This window comes from Kibdelosporangium philippinense (genome assembly GCF_021390435.2).
GTDB lineage: Bacteria > Actinomycetota > Actinomycetes > Mycobacteriales > Pseudonocardiaceae > Kibdelosporangium > Kibdelosporangium philippinense.
The window spans coordinates 2113195-2128324 of record NZ_JAJVCN010000001.1 but is presented as its reverse complement, the minus strand read 5'-3'; the positions used below and the strand labels follow the sequence as shown (position 1 = coordinate 2128324).

10 protein-coding genes are annotated in these 15130 nt (G+C 65.6%); 3 read left to right on the top strand and 7 right to left on the bottom strand.

The genetic code is table 11. From position 1 onward, the window contains the following. Window positions 1–29 precede the first annotated feature (29 nt). Together LWC34_RS09805 and LWC34_RS57965 are read right to left on the bottom strand one after the other, a co-directional pair. Window positions 30–515 carry a helix-turn-helix domain-containing protein gene (locus LWC34_RS09805; RefSeq protein WP_233724681.1) on the bottom strand — a complete coding sequence of 162 codons (486 nt, stop codon included), beginning with the start codon at window positions 513–515 and terminating at the stop codon, window positions 30–32. Window positions 516–721: 206 nt separating this feature from the next. Then, window positions 722–961 carry a DUF5372 family protein gene (locus tag LWC34_RS57965; RefSeq protein WP_233724680.1) on the bottom strand — a complete coding sequence of 80 codons (240 nt, stop codon included), beginning with the start codon at window positions 959–961 and terminating at the stop codon, window positions 722–724. Window positions 962–1035: 74 nt separating this feature from the next. On the opposite strand from LWC34_RS57965, the gene LWC34_RS09795 reads away from it, so the two are divergent. Both LWC34_RS09795 and istB read left to right on the top strand, forming a co-directional pair. Continuing rightward, window positions 1036–1923, top strand: a complete 888-nt coding sequence (locus LWC34_RS09795) for a Mu transposase domain-containing protein (RefSeq protein ID WP_233724679.1) — start codon at window positions 1036–1038, stop codon at window positions 1921–1923. After that, window positions 1920–2693, top strand: coding sequence for an IS21-like element helper ATPase IstB (gene istB, locus LWC34_RS09790; protein WP_233724678.1), 774 nt, complete (start codon window positions 1920–1922; stop codon window positions 2691–2693). The genes LWC34_RS09795 and istB overlap by 4 nt, the downstream gene beginning before the upstream one ends. Here istB and LWC34_RS09785 read toward each other — a convergent pair. The 5 genes from LWC34_RS09785 to LWC34_RS56740 form a co-directional block, all read right to left on the bottom strand. Then, window positions 2690–2995 (bottom strand): WXG100-like domain-containing protein, encoded by a 306-nt coding sequence (locus LWC34_RS09785; RefSeq protein ID WP_233724677.1) that lies wholly within the window; start codon window positions 2993–2995, stop codon window positions 2690–2692. The genes istB and LWC34_RS09785 overlap by 4 nt on opposite strands. 153 nt (window positions 2996–3148) lie before the next feature. Then, window positions 3149–3280 carry a hypothetical protein gene (locus tag LWC34_RS56745; RefSeq protein ID WP_284051427.1) on the bottom strand — a complete coding sequence of 44 codons (132 nt, stop codon included), beginning with the start codon at window positions 3278–3280 and terminating at the stop codon, window positions 3149–3151. 99 nt (window positions 3281–3379) lie between these two features. Continuing rightward, a complete protein-coding gene (locus tag LWC34_RS09780; protein WP_233724676.1) occupies window positions 3380–13207 on the bottom strand; it encodes a hypothetical protein in 9828 nt (3275 codons plus the stop codon). Between the two features lie 95 nt (window positions 13208–13302). Further along, window positions 13303–13461: a hypothetical protein gene (locus tag LWC34_RS09775; protein ID WP_233724675.1), complete on the bottom strand. Its 159-nt coding sequence runs from the start codon at window positions 13459–13461 to the stop codon at window positions 13303–13305. After that, entirely contained in the window at window positions 13458–13580 is a 123-nt protein-coding gene (locus tag LWC34_RS56740) for a hypothetical protein (RefSeq protein WP_284051426.1), read from the bottom strand. The genes LWC34_RS09775 and LWC34_RS56740 overlap by 4 nt, the downstream gene beginning before the upstream one ends. A 336-nt stretch (window positions 13581–13916) precedes the next feature. Here LWC34_RS56740 and LWC34_RS09770 point away from each other — a divergent pair, with 336 nt between their 5' ends. Next, entirely contained in the window at window positions 13917–14681 is a 765-nt protein-coding gene (locus LWC34_RS09770) for a transposase family protein (protein ID WP_233724674.1), read from the top strand. The last annotated feature ends 449 nt before the right edge of the window (window positions 14682–15130 follow it).

Below are 15130 nucleotides of genomic sequence, written 5' to 3'. Positions count from 1 at the left end.
CGGCGGTGTCCGCGCCGTGGGTGGGGATGTCAGGGGCTGCTTTTGGGTCGCTCCTTGGATTCCGTGTGGCGGCGAGCCAGCGCCCGCTCGATCGAGCGTGGGTGCACGCGCGTGCCGAACCGCTGCTGGATCAGCTCTGCTAGCGCCGACGATCGCAGCGTGGGGTCGGCGGCCAGGAGTTCCTCGAGATGGTCGACGACCTCGTCGGTGAGTTTGCGCGGACCCTTGGGCCCCGGTTTGGCGGGAACCAGGCCGGCTGGTCCGCTCTCGGCCACCGCGGCCGCGGCCTGGTAGTAGCTCTGCCGGGAGAACCCGAACGCCGCCGCCGCGGTCGTCACCGAGACACCGTCGACTTCGACCCGGCGCACCATCTCGTACTTGACTTGCACGAGGTCGCGGGCGTCGAAGAACTCCGAGTCGGTGAACCGCTCGTCGGCCACCGACTCCGGATGCGGGTTCAGTGTTCGCGACTCACGCAACGTCTCGGCTTTCGGGTCTGCCCGTCGCCTGCCCATGCCTGCTCCACCACCATGATCTTGTCTATCTAACTTTGACGCGATGGGCGGTGACTCTAACCATGCGATGTTGTACTTCTCCAGCAGGACAACCGCTATTCACTCGGTCGTGTGCCTCCGTGAGCAACGAATGATGACCATTGTCGGCATAGTTGCCCTGACATTCGCGGCGCAATCTGGTTGACACGTGGATCAAGCTCAGACGGTCAGGGACGCAGGCTCGCCAGCACATCGGCCAACGCGAGCAGGTCCTGGATCCGGAACGGCGAACGGCCGGCCGCCATCACCACGAACGGATCCGGCTCCACCACGTCGGTCCAAGCCGTGGGCAGGGACTTCAGCTCACCGCGCTCATCATGGAAGCAGACCCGATCCTCACCCCAGTTGTTGCGGCGCGCCACGAACTCGAACTCCTGCCCACGCAACGGATGGAACGGATGCGTCACCCGCACAACTCGTTGCTCACCGGCTCCATCGGGTGCATTCGACGACTCGGTCCAAACCCCGGGTGGAACGTCCGATGCCCTACATCCGCGACTCGTTCTGGCGCGGCCGGGAGTTCGGTTCGCTGCCGGAGATGCAGGCCGCCGCGGTGACATGGTGTCTGGAGGTCGCCGGCCGCCGGTCGTGTCGGCCGTTGGGTGGGGCGGCGCCGTTGTCGGTGTTCGAGGCGGCTGAGGCTGACGCGCTGGCGGCGTTGCCCACTTCGCCGTTCGTGCTGGCCACCTGGTCGACGGCCAAGGTCGGCCCGGATATCCACGCGAAGGTGGGGCACACGCTCTACTCGATTCCGTGGCGGTTCCTCGGCGCGACAGTGGATGCGCGGGAGGCGGGGTCGGTGGTGCAGTTCTTCCACGACGGCGCCCTGATCAAGACCCACCCATGGCTCGAGCGCGGGAAACGGACCGACACCGCGGATTATCCGCCGGAGAAGATCGCGTTCCAGATGCGCACCCCGGTCTGGTGCCGGCAACGCGCGGGCGAGATCGGTGAGCACTGCACCGCGGTGATCACCGACCTGCTTGCGGTGAACGCGTTGTTCCGGTTGCGGGCCGCACAGGGCGTGCTGGGCCTGGCCACCAAGTACGGGCCCGAACGTCTGGAGGCGGCGTGTCGCCGCGCGATCGAGGTCGGTGACCCGAGTTACCGGACTATCAAAGGGATTCTGGCCGCCGGCACCGAGAACATCGGCGCCGAGCGACCCACCGGCGACGGCGGTGCCGCGGCGTTCCTGCACGGCCCGGACGGGTTGTTCGCCAACGTCGTCCCCCTGTCCGCCACCGAGACGGCGCCCTTGGCCCCAGTGGCCACCAGCAACGACATACCCGGCGACAAACCCGCTGACCACTGCGACGACGTCCATGCCGTTGAACCCGGCGACTCGGCCGGGACGGGAGCGGCGTCGTGACCATCATCAAGAACGCACTGGACGACACGCTGCGGGCGCTGAAGCTCTCCGGGATGCTGGACACCCTCGACACCCGTCTGGCCCAAGCCCGCGCCGGTGAGCTCGGTCATCTGGAGTTCCTGCAGGTGCTCTGCGAGGACGAACTCGCCCGCCTCGGACAACAGGCGATGACCCGCCGGCTGCGCCGAGCCCGGTTCGAGCAGCAGGTCACCCTCGAGGAGTTCGACTACACGGCCAGCCCCAAACTGCCCGCCGCGCAGATCCGCGACCTCGCCGCGCTGCGCTGGCTACACGCCGGCGAGTCAGTCGTCCTCTATGGACCCGTCGGGGTCGGCAAAACCCATATCGCGCAAGGACTCGGGCATCTCGCAGTCCGTCACGGCGCCGATGTCCGGTTCCTCAAGACCAGTCGTCTGCTCGCCGATCTCGCCGGCGGGCACGCCGACCGCACCTGGGACAAACGACTACGCGAGCTCACCCGCCCGGACATCCTCATCCTCGACGACTTCGGCATGCGTGAGCTCACCGCCACCCAGGCCGACGACCTCTACGAACTGATCACCGAACGCACCGGCCGCTCGCTGATCCTGACCAGCAACCGGGCACCACAGGACTGGTATCCACTGTTCCCCAACCCCGTCGTCGCCGAGAGCCTGCTCGACCGGCTCATCAACACCAGCCACCAGGTCTTCATGAACGGACCCAGCTACCGCCCCAAGAAACGGCCCACCGGCCGCACCAACACCACCCGGAAGGAGGACGCCGCCTAAACTCCACATAGGCCAGGACCTGGGGAATTACATGAGCACCAGCCCTGGGGAATTACGTGATCGTTCACAATGAGCGGCGCGATGAACCCGCGGAACGCCTCGTAAGCCGGTCCAGTCAGGCCACGCTCGACGTGCGCCGCACCCGTCTCGATCTGGGCGATGACGCCGGCCACCCGCTCACCGGCGGCCCGCCATTGTGAGGCCATCGCCTGCAGGTCGGCGGCGTTGTATTCGGGCCAGTTGTTGCCCACGACCACGGCGAGCAAGCCCTGTACCGCGTCCGGAACCTCCTGTGCGGCCACGCTTCAGCTACTCAGGCTCGTGGCGATGATGATCGCGTTCTGCTCGGTCGTCTCGGCATTGCGCCGGATGGCGTCGAGTTTGTCAGCTGTGTCCTCAACCAACTGGGCCAATGCGCTGTGCCACCAACTGGATCACCGCGTCGGTCGGATCCGTCACTCCCCCTCGGTCGCGGGCTCGTAGCCCGGATTGGGCGTGAACCGCCTCAGCTCCCCGTTGTCGTGCAGCCAGCCACCCACCATCACCTCGGCAGGCGGCCCGTCGTCCGGCGATTCCGCCTTCCACACCGGATCCACCCAGCAGCGCCCAGTTCTCGTTGGTCTTCCGGGCGTTCTCGGCCTCACCCACCATCAGAAATCTCTTCCTTGTAATCGTCGGGGCGCGAGTCATCTCAGGTTGAACCGCTCAATGAGCTCCTGGGCAACGGTGCTGGCCGCGGCCTCGTTGTTCGTACGCGCCAGTTCGGCGCCGACCACCATTTGAACGTTGTTGTCAATCTCTTGCATCGCTGCCCGTTGCTCCGGTGAAGCACTGGCCAGCGGCGGTGGCACATATCCCTCGGCCAAGAGGATGCGTAGCGCTTCTGCCCGCAGATACGCGGCTTGATTCCGGTTCAGCGGAGTCACCACAGCCCGTGCACCCTCGATTCGCTGCTGCCACCTCTGTTGCTCTCGCATCGTCTGGATCCTGCCCGCCACATCGAGCACGCTCGGAGTCGCCAGTGGACCAAAGGAGCTTCGCGCCTGGCTGATCTCCGCCACCGACGCCGCGAGTTCACGTTGCCCAGCGAGAACGCGGTTGAGTTCGGGGACGAATGCGGACTGCGCCCGGGCCCACGTCCTGGAAGACACTGATTGGGATGAACGGCGGTCCTCATCGGTGGCCGGCTCCTGCGACTGGCTCGGCAGGGGAATCACCTGCGGGACCGGCGTCCGCTCGTCCGTGCTGGCGTCCTCGGGAAATTTGACACCGAGATCGTCCTCGAGCAGCTTCCGGAGCTCCGGGGATGCCGGGATCGGCCGGACGAAGACCTTGTTCTCGTCAACGTAACTGTTGACGATTCTCATGGGCTGCGTGGTGTACTTGCCTCCGTCGGGCAGGTCCACGGTCAACGAATTCTTCGTGCTGCGGGTGACGCGCCCCTCGGCACTCCACCACTTCCGGAGGACTGCCACCAGCTGATCGTCGCTGATCTCCAGCGCACGTCCCTGTTTCACGGCGTCGGGACCCAGCACGTGCGCCGGGTCGACTGTCCCCGACTGAGCGCGCGGAATCACTCTCCCGTCCCGGGTTGCGATCGGCGAGTTGCCCCGTTCATACGCATCGAGCACACGCTCGACCGTTCTGAGCCAGCGATTCGAGCTGGACGCCAGCTGTTTCGCCGTCAACTCACCAAGCAGTACCGGAAGAATCCACTTGACTTCCCACTCGGTGGCGATGTACGCGATATCGCCGGAATCCTGCGTACCGTCCCCGGGGTTGTCGTCGCGGAACGTGACGTTGAAGTGTTCTTCGAGGGGCTGGCGTGCGCTCACCCGCTGCTCGTCGAAGGCCCGCAGGTGGCGCCCCCGCGACGGAGTCATGTCGTATGACGTCTGGGTAGCGTGGTCATGACCGGTGTCGGCCACCGAGCGTGGTGTTTGTCCAGCGGATTCGGCCGGTCCGAACGCATCGGGATTGATCAATTCGTCCATTGTGTCCTGGAGCCGGCGCTCTGAGATAGCGATGCTCGTCGCACGTTCCGAGCGCGCGGTGGCAACCGCCTGGTCCACGTCTATTGGCTCCTGAAGAGCCGCTTGGTCCAGCAACCGCCTGAGGAAGACCACCGGATCCTCACTCCACGAGCGGTCCGAGCCTGCGATACCACGGCTGGAGGTCAGGTCACCCCCACTGATGGGCGCGGGTGCCGGCTTGGTCGCCACCCAGTGTTCCGCCCCTGGGTGGTCGTGGTTGGTGTGCAGGAGACCGACCGCCTCCCCAGGATTGATGGCACCATAGGCTGGCGCGAAGTCCATGGTCCGGCCTGTGGCCCAGTACATCCGGAGGTTGAGCTGGAATGCCTCCGCGGCGAGGGCTGGAGCCAGGTCTCCGGTGTTCTGCCAGGTCATCCGCCCGTTGTTCCATACGGTGTTCTCGCGAAGCTGATCGACCGCGTCCCAGGGGCCGGTGATCGCGCGCTGGCGCACGAGATCCTCCAAAGTGGCGCTGAGATGGGCGATCAACGGGCTATGCGACATGTTCAGATGCTCTTCCAGCGTGTCCGCGAGACGCTCGCGAACCTGCTGCTGAGTGAACGGCAAGTCAGCTGACACGATCAGCGCGCTCATGAAACAGTCGCCATCGCCTTGGACGTTGTGTGCGACAAGGTGGTCTCGCTCGATGGCCGCCCACTGCGCGTCCGTCAGGTTGGGCCACACCGACGACTCCAAGTGCCTGTTGGAACCAGGCTGCGACTGAGAAACCCCATCAGCGGCTCGCTCCTGCGAGATGTTCGCGTCCGGCTGCACGGACGCACCGCGACCGTACGACCGCACGGACGAGGCCCGATCTTCCCGCGGCGCGCCAGAGGAGCTGACCGATCCCCTCGACGAGTCGACGTCCATGCGCGAGGAACCGCTGCTGCTGCTCGACGAGGACGACTGCGCTGGCCGCTTCAGGCGCGCGGCACGGATGCGGTCCGCCAACTGCGTCGGCACGCCGACGACAGGGGGTGGCTGGTTGCGGAAGTAAGGGCCAGGAGCGAACGCCTCGGGTCGCAGCGCCTCCAGTCCGAAGAGGATCTCGCCGGTGGTCGCCCTCGGTTCGCCCAGTGAATCGAGGATCGGGTCGACATAGCGCCTGCCGAAGAGGATCGCCGCGATATGGCTGAATTCGTTGCCCGTCGGAACTTCGGTCAGCGCGCGGTATTCCTCAGTGGCGGACGTACGCTCGTCCGTGCCTTCTTTGACCATTCCACGGGAACGGAGCAATGTCGTCATGTCCACCTGCCAGGCGAGGACCCAATGATCACGGCCCGACTCGAGCTCCACCTCGACAATGTGGACACTCGTCTGCGGAGTCCAGTCGGGTGACACGAACTGCACTGGATCGCCGGAGAGCGGATAGACCCAGATAGTGGTGTTGAACACCGTCGCGGCGCCGATCCTGAGCAGGATGTTGTCCGTCCTGCTGCCGGGTGTTGGATTGAGGATGCGGTTGATGATCTGTTCACGGGTCAGGTGCTTGTGTTGCCCGAAGTTGTCGAGGTCAGTCCAGTGCCGAGCGTCCTGGTTCTGCCCCAGTACGTCGGCGATCCGCTCCCGGATCTCCGTCGCCGTCCTCCGCTCTCCGTGCCGGTTTGTGAGTTGCAGAGCGACCACGAGCGCGTCCGCGAATTCCTGTCGCACGCCTTCCGGTTCCAGGTCGACGGCGCGCGGATCAAAACCCGCTTGCTCAAGCGCCTTCTCCTGATCATGTGTCAGAGGGCGGGTGTTATCCATGTCCACCGAGGCGGAGTCGCTTCTGACTGACTGACTCCGGACCGATTGGCTCCTGACCGGCTCACTCCTGGCCGTGGCACCTCGCCCCGGATCTATGTCCATCGATCCACGATCAGCGACCGACGCCCCGGCCTGGGAATCCGACCAGGACGACGCTCGCCTCAAGTCGAATCGATGACCCAGCCGCCGAGCCAGGCTGACGGCTGCCGGTTCGCCCTTCACGCCCAGCTCACCGGCGATGACCCAACGCATCTGCTCCTGGAGCAACAACCGCTCTTCCTCCGCCGGCGAGTTCTCCGGATGACGGATTGGCGGTGCCTGCAGTTCTCGGAGCAGGATCACGTCAGCCTGCTGGATCAGCGAGTCGCGGGTATCCGGGTGCTTCGCCAACGCGTCTTCCGCGTGACGGGCCTGCTCACGCACGAGGCGCCGTTCACGGTTCCGGTGGATAATGCGTGCCACCCTGTCCGCCAACCCGGGATCTTGCTCTGTGAACGGGCCTGGGGTGAACATCTCCGGCTTCAACTCGTGCAGCGCTCGGAGAATCTCCTGCGTCGTCGGTACAGGGTGATGCGCATCAGTGAAGATTTTTTCAACAAAACGCCTGCCGAACACGACCATCGCCGCGTGACTGACCGGATGCCCAGGCAGGCGGTTGGCGACGCGCTCCACCTCAGCCTGAATAGCGGGGAGTTCTGTCTCCTCGAAAGGTATGTCGCGAGAACGAAGCAAGGCCGGGAGATCAGGCTCCGCGGCGACCCAGAGATCGACGCCCGGCGCGAGCTCATGGTGAACGAGGTGGGTGCTCCTTACCGGACGAGGATGGCGCGCCCGGAACCGGTACGGTACCGCGGAACGCGGGTAAATCCACAAAGCAGTATCGAACGCCAGCGCGGTCGCGGCGGCCAGCAGATTGCTGCTCATGGGCCGCCCGTCGCGGATGAGTTCGACAACTTGCTCCGGTGTCAGCTTCTCCACCTGCAACGCCGCCGACAGGTGCGGCCACACCTCCTGGGACTCGCCCGGATCCGGATCCAGATCCGCTTCCAGCAGTTCGGCGATCCTATCCCGCACGACCTTCACCGGCCTTGTCCTCCCGGATTGGTTACGCAGCGGAGCAGCTTTCACGAACGCCTCCAGGAACCCGTCACCATTGTCGGCGTCCTCCTCCACCCGTGGTTGCCGCGTCCCCGTTGACTTTCGCTTCCGGTCTGCGCTCGTCGAGGTGGCGGCACGCTTGGCCGGAGGCGCATGGTCGTCGGCCTCACTGACCTGAGCATCGCTGGGAACGATGCCAGCGTGGTCAACGGACGCACGCTGGCGCTGCGTCAGCAGCACCCGTGCTCTGCCCTTACGCGCGAGCACTTTCAGGTCGTTGGCCGACAACGATGACTGCTCAGTCGCGACGACGTTGCCGTCGCTGGTCAGAACCTCCACGCGATCTGTGGTCATCCGGATCGTGACACGCTTGCCACCCACACGTTCGCCGACGACGATTCGCTGCCCGCGGATGTTGACAGCACCAGAGCTTGGCACCGTCCTGCGCATCTCCGCGGTGAGTGCGTCAGTCCTCCTGGGAGCGCGCGGCCCGGTCCAACCAGAGGTCTGAGGGGCACGGCCCTGCTGCGTGTTGCCAGTCGAGCCAGCACCGGACCGTGCGGTGTTCGGCGCGGTCCGATCCTGGCGGCGCGGTCCAGTCCCCGTACCACTTGGATCCCGGCTTGATCCCGGGGCAGGCGAAACCTCGGGAACGTCGACGTCCATCGCGTCCGTGCCCGACACGGTCGCGGCAGGTTCGCCACGCCTGTCGGGAAAGTCCGAGGAAACGATCTCACGGTTGGTACGACGGGCGTAAGTTTCGAGGTCCTCGCGGTTCAGTCGCCACGCCACGCGGTTCACTCCACGCACGCGGATCACTCCACGCCTGTCGGGAAAGTCCGAGGAAACGATCTCACGGTTGGTACGACGGGCGTAAGTTTCGAGGTCCTCGCGGTTCAGTCGCCACACCACGGTCTTATCGATCCGTCCGTCGTCGCTCTGGACACGCACGTGGTCTGTTGCGATGTGGAGAGTGATCGGGGTACCGCCCAAGTGCACGCCAAGCTGGATTTGGATCGGCCCGACTGTGACCCTGCCCACCTCGGGCACCACGTCGCGCAGCACGAGCAGGACCGGGGCACGCTCCGTCTCGGCATGTGCCGCGGCTGGTACCTCTGAAACGGCGGACGAACTCTGGCCCGCCCACAGCTCCGGCGGATTCGTTCGAGGGTCATGCGGCGGCGGCTGCTGCTGCGGCGGCTGCTGCTGCGGCGGCGGCTGCTGCGGCGGCGGCTGCGGCGGCGGCTGCGGCGGCGGCGGCGGCGGCTGCTGCGGCGGCGGCTGCTGGCGGCAGCGCTGCTGCGGCGGCGGCTGCTGCGGCGGCAGCGGCTGCTGCGGCGGCGGCTGCTGCGGCGGCAGCGGCTGCTGCTGCGGCAGCGGCTGCTGCGGCGGCTGCGGCGGCGGCTGCGGCTGGGTCCACCGTTGTCGCCTCAGCTGAGTTTCATGGTCCGAATGGTAGAGGAGATAGAGACCCCTGATGGCCCGACCGCTGAGCTTCCGATTCCACGTTTTGTTGACGTAGTCCCAGACCGCGCCGATCTTGGCGTCGCGGTTGTCGGGATACGCGAGAATGTCGAACAGTTCTCGCTGGGCCGCCTCCGGCAGTTGGACGTCCGTGCCCGGGGGCATTGCCCAAAAGATTCCGCGCGCGTTCCACCTCCTGTTGGCATCGCTTCCGTAGATGACTCGATACGACTGACCGCTGGCTTCGCCGGTGATCCGCTGATCCGGACGGAGAGGTGGGGGCGGAGCCGTAGCCTGAACCGGCTGCGGCGGGATCGGCGGAGGCGCCGGGGCCTGCACTGGTACAGGCGCGATCGGCAGCGGCTGGTTGACGGGCGCTGCCCCGCTAGGCAGGGCGTAATGCTGATGCAGCCACGTTGTGTCCGCCTGACGCGGCGTGCGATCCCTGGGAACGGGAGTCCAGTTCCGTTCCTGCCGCGCGGCGATAACAGGTCCCGAAGTAGAGGACGTCTGCGGCTGCGTGCTAGCCGCACGACCAGTAGGCAACGCGTAACGCGGCTCCCGGGTGCTCCCCCTGCTCGGCTGCGCCGAGGTGGGAGTCCCGCTTCCCGGCTCAGTTCCGAAAAGCGGCGTCACAGCCGCGTGGCTGCCCTCCGGCCCCGGGGTGCCGCCCGCACTGCTCGGCTCGACAACGACAGGCAGACTCATGCTGTCGTCGCCACTCCGCGACGACCGAGTGCTGCGCTGGCCGGACACGGAAAGCGAACTCATGCCGTCCGGGCCAACCTGCTTTTGCCGACGTGGTCCGGCTCCCGCGGGAAACACCGGCCGCGGCAGGCTGGACTCCAAGCGCAACCGGACAGCCAGCTCCTGCGCGGGACTCAGGATGGAATTCCGGTCCTGCTGCAACTGGTACAGCCGGTAGGCCACCTGCAGGCGGATCTTGTTCCGCTCGTCGAGTTGCTCGGCCTGCTCCGGGTCGAGATCGATCTGGAAGTGCGGCGGTGGTTTGAAGTCGGCCCGCAGCATGATCTCGTCTGCCTGGCGCAACAGCTCGTCGACATCCTCTTCACGCCGCTTGCCGAACAGTCGCTCGGCAGTGCGGATGAGCTCTTCCCGCACCGGATCGCCAATGGCCACATCGGACTCGACCACATCGGACTCGGCCGTGCTGGGCCCGGGTGTTCCAGTGCTGGACCGTTCCCGGATCTGCCGCACGTACTGCTGTGCCGGCGTAAGGTCTTTCTGATCCGGGTCGGATTCTGTGCCGTACTCCGCCTTGGCCGCGTACACCTGAACCGGTGGGATGTCGAAGGTCTGCTCGGACGACAGCTTGTTCCCCGGCCGGTTGCCGAGCAACTGCCCCAGCACACCGAGCGCGCTCGTGAGCCCGGCTTTCGAGTCTTGGCCCTTCGGCGCGGGATCCCCGACCAGCGTCCGCGTTTCCGCGTCGTCGTCATCCTGCTGATTCGTAGCGTCCTGGTCCACGCCGACCTTGATGTCCACATCGGACGCTTCGTCGCCGCTGTAAAGGGTTGCGGCGTCGTCGTCCCAGCCGAGATCCGTTTCGGTGGCGGGCAGCTTGTCGCCCACCAACGTCGTCTCAAGACCTGGGAGGCCGCCGTGGCCCATCGTCAGGCCGTTCTGGGACGCCGTGGGACCAAAATCGGCTGGCGTGTTCTGGCCAGCACTCGCGACCGCCGGAGCGTTGTTGCCCGCGTGCGTCGCCGCTCCGCCGGACGGTTGCGCGACGCTGGCGGCGTTCGGCCCCGCGGCCGATGTCGTCGGAGGGCTGGTGCTCGGGCCGCTGATCGTCGCGTTCGGACCGCCGTTCACTGCGGCCTGCGGACCCGAGGACACCGCGGTACCGTTGCCGGAATCCAGTCCGTCGAGGCCCGCAGGCCCATTGGCCGCGTCGGCGTTCGAGCCGGTTCCGCCTGTCGTGGCCGGCGCATTGACCGACGCCCCGGTAGGAGCCGCCGGTCCACTGCTCACTGCCGGACCGTTCGATGACGTGTTGGGCGCACCATTTGCGGCGGCGCCAGGGCCATTGTTCACCGTTTGACCGCTGACTGAGCCATCGACCACACCCGGCCCGCCGGATGTCACCGTAGGACCAGTGTCTGGCCCGCTGTTCACACCAGCCAGGCCACCAGAGCCACCAACCGCCGGACCATTCACCGTCGGGCCAGACCCACCACTGATCGCACTCGGCCCACCCGGCGCACCGCCTGGACCACCGTTCACAGCCGGACCGTTGCCCGACAAACCAGGCCCGCCCGACGTACCATCCAGGCCGCCATTGACCGCGGGTCCAGGACCACCGTTGACGACACTCGGCCCACCCGGGCCGCCATCCAGGCCGCCGTTCACCGCCGGACCATTCACCGCCGGGCCAGATCCACCACTGACCACACCCGGCCCACCACCTGAACCACCGTTGACCACACTCGGCCCACCCAGCGACCCACCGGGATCACTCGACGAACCACTCAGCTCACCGGCGCCAACCGTCCCACCCAGGCCACCCGATGACACCGCAGGACCAACCGGACCCGAGCCACCACTAGATCCACCTGGGCCGCCGGGTCCACCACTCGACAGGGTGGCCGGCCCGCTGACCGGCCCACCGACCACACCACTGGGACCACCCGACGGCGCACTCGGCCCGGACGGTCCGTTCGTGCCTCCTGACGGCCCGACCGATGGCGCGACCGGACCGCCACCGGGAGCGGGCGGCGCCAGCGGGCCTGAACCTGGCGAGGGTGGGGGCGTGATCGGCCTGCCATCCGGCCCCACCAGGCCATGTCCACCACCGGACAGCGGCGGCTGATGCGTCGGCACGGCGCCGGGCGACGGCGCCACCGTGCCCGTGCCCGGTGCCGGCGGCGGCGTGACCAGTTGGCCATCCGGCCCCACCGGGCCGTTGCCGCCCCTACCGGACGCACCACCGCCCAGCGGCTGATTGTTGCCGCCACCACTCGTATTCGGCGGACCACCAGCCGGACCCACCAGCCCCGCAGGGCCCGAGCCGCCCATGCCAACCAGACTGTCCGGATTGGCCAATGTGGGCGGCGGCACCACCTCCCCGCCGTGCAAACCCGCCTGCTTCTGCCGCTCGTGGATGGCCTCGCGGGCCTTCGTCTCCACCTCATGCATCACCGGGTCAGTGAACGTACTGTTCACAACACCAAAACCAATATCCAACGGCGAACCCCCAACAGCCATCCCCGCACCACCGGCCGCGATCTCACCCGCCCACCCGGACTGCATCCCGTTGACCCGGTTCTTGTTGTGACTCCCTTTCAGACCCGCTTTACGGCCAGCACTACCCGCCGCAGAACCAGCCCCACCACCGACAGCGCCGATACCCGCCCCGGTCCCCCAGTTCTTGAGATCCACCCGGCCCGGATCGGCCAAGTTGTCGGCAATACCACCCTGCGCGAACTCCTCGCCCGCTTCCTCCGCCGCCTCATCGACGAACCGGCGACCGGTATACCACCAATTGTCCGGCGGAATCTGCTTGATCAGTTTCGGCACGGCGAACCCAGACGTCGGAATATCACCCAGCCCCTTGGACGCCACCTTCACAAAGTCATCGAAACCCTGAGTCATCGCGGTAACCGCGACGTTGTCAGCGCCCCTCTTAACGCCCTCCCACGCGATCCTCGCCGCAATAATCGCCGCCGTCTTGTAGCTGATGCCCATCCGCACCAGCCGCACCATCAACTGCCCGAGCGCGAACACAAACGGCCACGTCGCCCACAGAAAGATGGACGCCGCGATATACGCCAGCTCCGACACCGTCCAGACCACCTGGACATAAATCCCGTACCGGCCAGAGTCGATATTGGTGGCCTGCTCGTCGAGCTTCCACGCCTGCAAATTCGCGATCTCCGCGAGCGCCTGCCCCCGGCCATCACTGAGCTCCGCCATATGCACACGGAACTTCTCCGCCACCTCGGGACTGACACTGTCCCCGACCCCGTCCACCAGACGCTGCAGACCCTCGCCCGCGCTCAGAACCCGCTGCGCGTAAGCCCGATACGCCACAGCCTGCTCACGCATCAGCTCGATCTGCCCAGGCGGCAACGGCCCACCCGCGATCAGGATCGGTAGGCCCTGCCACCCATCCGGAACGAAATGGCTCTGGTCACCTGACGGTTCAGACATAACAACTGATCCCACTCACCGCGCAGGTGGCGCCTCCAGCCGCCGGAACGCAGGAAACCCGCACGGCACACCACCTTCACGTCATGCTCAAGGGATCACTTGTCGAGCGGCTCTACCTGCGCACTCGCTCGCTTCAGTTCCGTATTGCTCAAGAACGGCTCCATAGCCGAGGCTTTTGTCACCGGAACCGCCTCGGCGCCCGCATCCGACAACAGCACGCGGGTGTGTCGCAGGCTCGACCGGAATCGGCTCATACGAACTCCTTGGTCATCGTGTCCAGCACGACAGCCGCGAGTTCCGACGGCGTCAACCGGCGATACGCCGTCAACGGGCACTGCCCATCCCACACCAGACCATGTTGACCAGCAGTCACCGACACCCCCTGCGCGGCGCAGTGACGGTCACCTCGATCTCGGCCATCCCGCGTGCACATCGATCGCTTCTCGACGACTCCGCCGAAATTCGTCCAAGGCCTGCTGAAGCTACTGTTCAAGGGAAGACGACATAAAACCACCTCAATCGACTACACGCACCAGTAAACAACCAGAACGGGCCAATGGGTATAAGAGGTGACCAGCGCTTGCGTGGATGCTGCACGTGCCCCCGACAGAGCGTTATTCTGGCGACTTGATCACCTCAAAATAGGACAACGACCCCAGGCAAGTAAGATCGTTTTCCTCTCACAGAAGACAACTTACAGGCGGGGTCGTTGCGTTATCAGTCTACTACAGGGCTTGCTGCTGACCAGATCCAGGAGCTTGTCGCGCGCATCTGGCAGATCATCCAATGCCATGAGAACCAAGCGTGGCCTCCGACCGTGGGACTGTATCGCGCTGTCGTGATCACTTTGGTGTACGTCCGACAGAATCTGAACCAGGCGGCCGTGGGCGATCTGTTCGGCGTCAGTCAGTCGACCGTATCGCGGATCTATCGAGGCATTCTCCCATTGATTGGGCAGGCCCTGTGCCTGCACATTCCAAACCTCAAGGAGGCCATCCGCGGCCGGCTCGTCCTGGTCGACGGAACCGATGTCCCGACCGGCAACCGTGCTGGTCACGAAGACAACTTCTCCGGCAAGCGGCGCCGCGCGGGGCTGAACATCCAGGTCGCCGCCGATACGGAGGGAGGCCTGCTGGGAATATCCGCCCCTCTGCCTGGCTCGATGCATGACCGGAAAGCGTTCGCCGAGTGTGACTGGGAAGATCTTCTGGCCGAGACCTCAGTCATCGGTGACCCTGCCTATCAGGGCACTCACACGATTACGCCTCGCAAAAAGCCAAAGGGCGGCGAGCTCTCGGCTGGCGACAAGGTGAACAATAAATTCATCTCCTCACTTCGATCCGCCGTCGAGCGATGTATCGCGCATATCAAGAACTGGAAGATGATTGCGACCGGCTATCGAGGACGCCTTTCCGAGCTCCCCAACATCATCCGGATCATCACATCGCTCGAGTTCTATCGACTCGGCTGGTAACCCTCATGAATAACGCTCACAGAAATCGAATCTGCAACACGGTTTAAGGAATGAATTCTTCTCCGCCGTTTCGCTCGCATCCACCTGATCATTTGTTTTTGGCCAACTCGCACCACGGCCGCCAGCGTCGTCGTTAGTCTCCAGTTCGCACCACGATCCACGCCACGGCTCGCAGTGTCTACAGCGGATGCTTATGTTGTACGAGTTAGACGCCACTCAGATCACCGCAAGAACTTCTCAGCGCGGTTGGCATCGTTCGTCCAGCAGTGGCCAGGCGAGGGTACGTAGGACGTAAATCTGCGACGGTCGAAGAAACTAGGCCGAAACGGTGTAGTCAGAGCCATTGTTGCACAGCTTGAACGACGTCGTATTGGTCGTCGCGGCCTGCGCGGTTCCCGTAAGCCCCGAGGGCGAGGGCACTAAACACGACCGCGGCGGCGCCTGTGCAA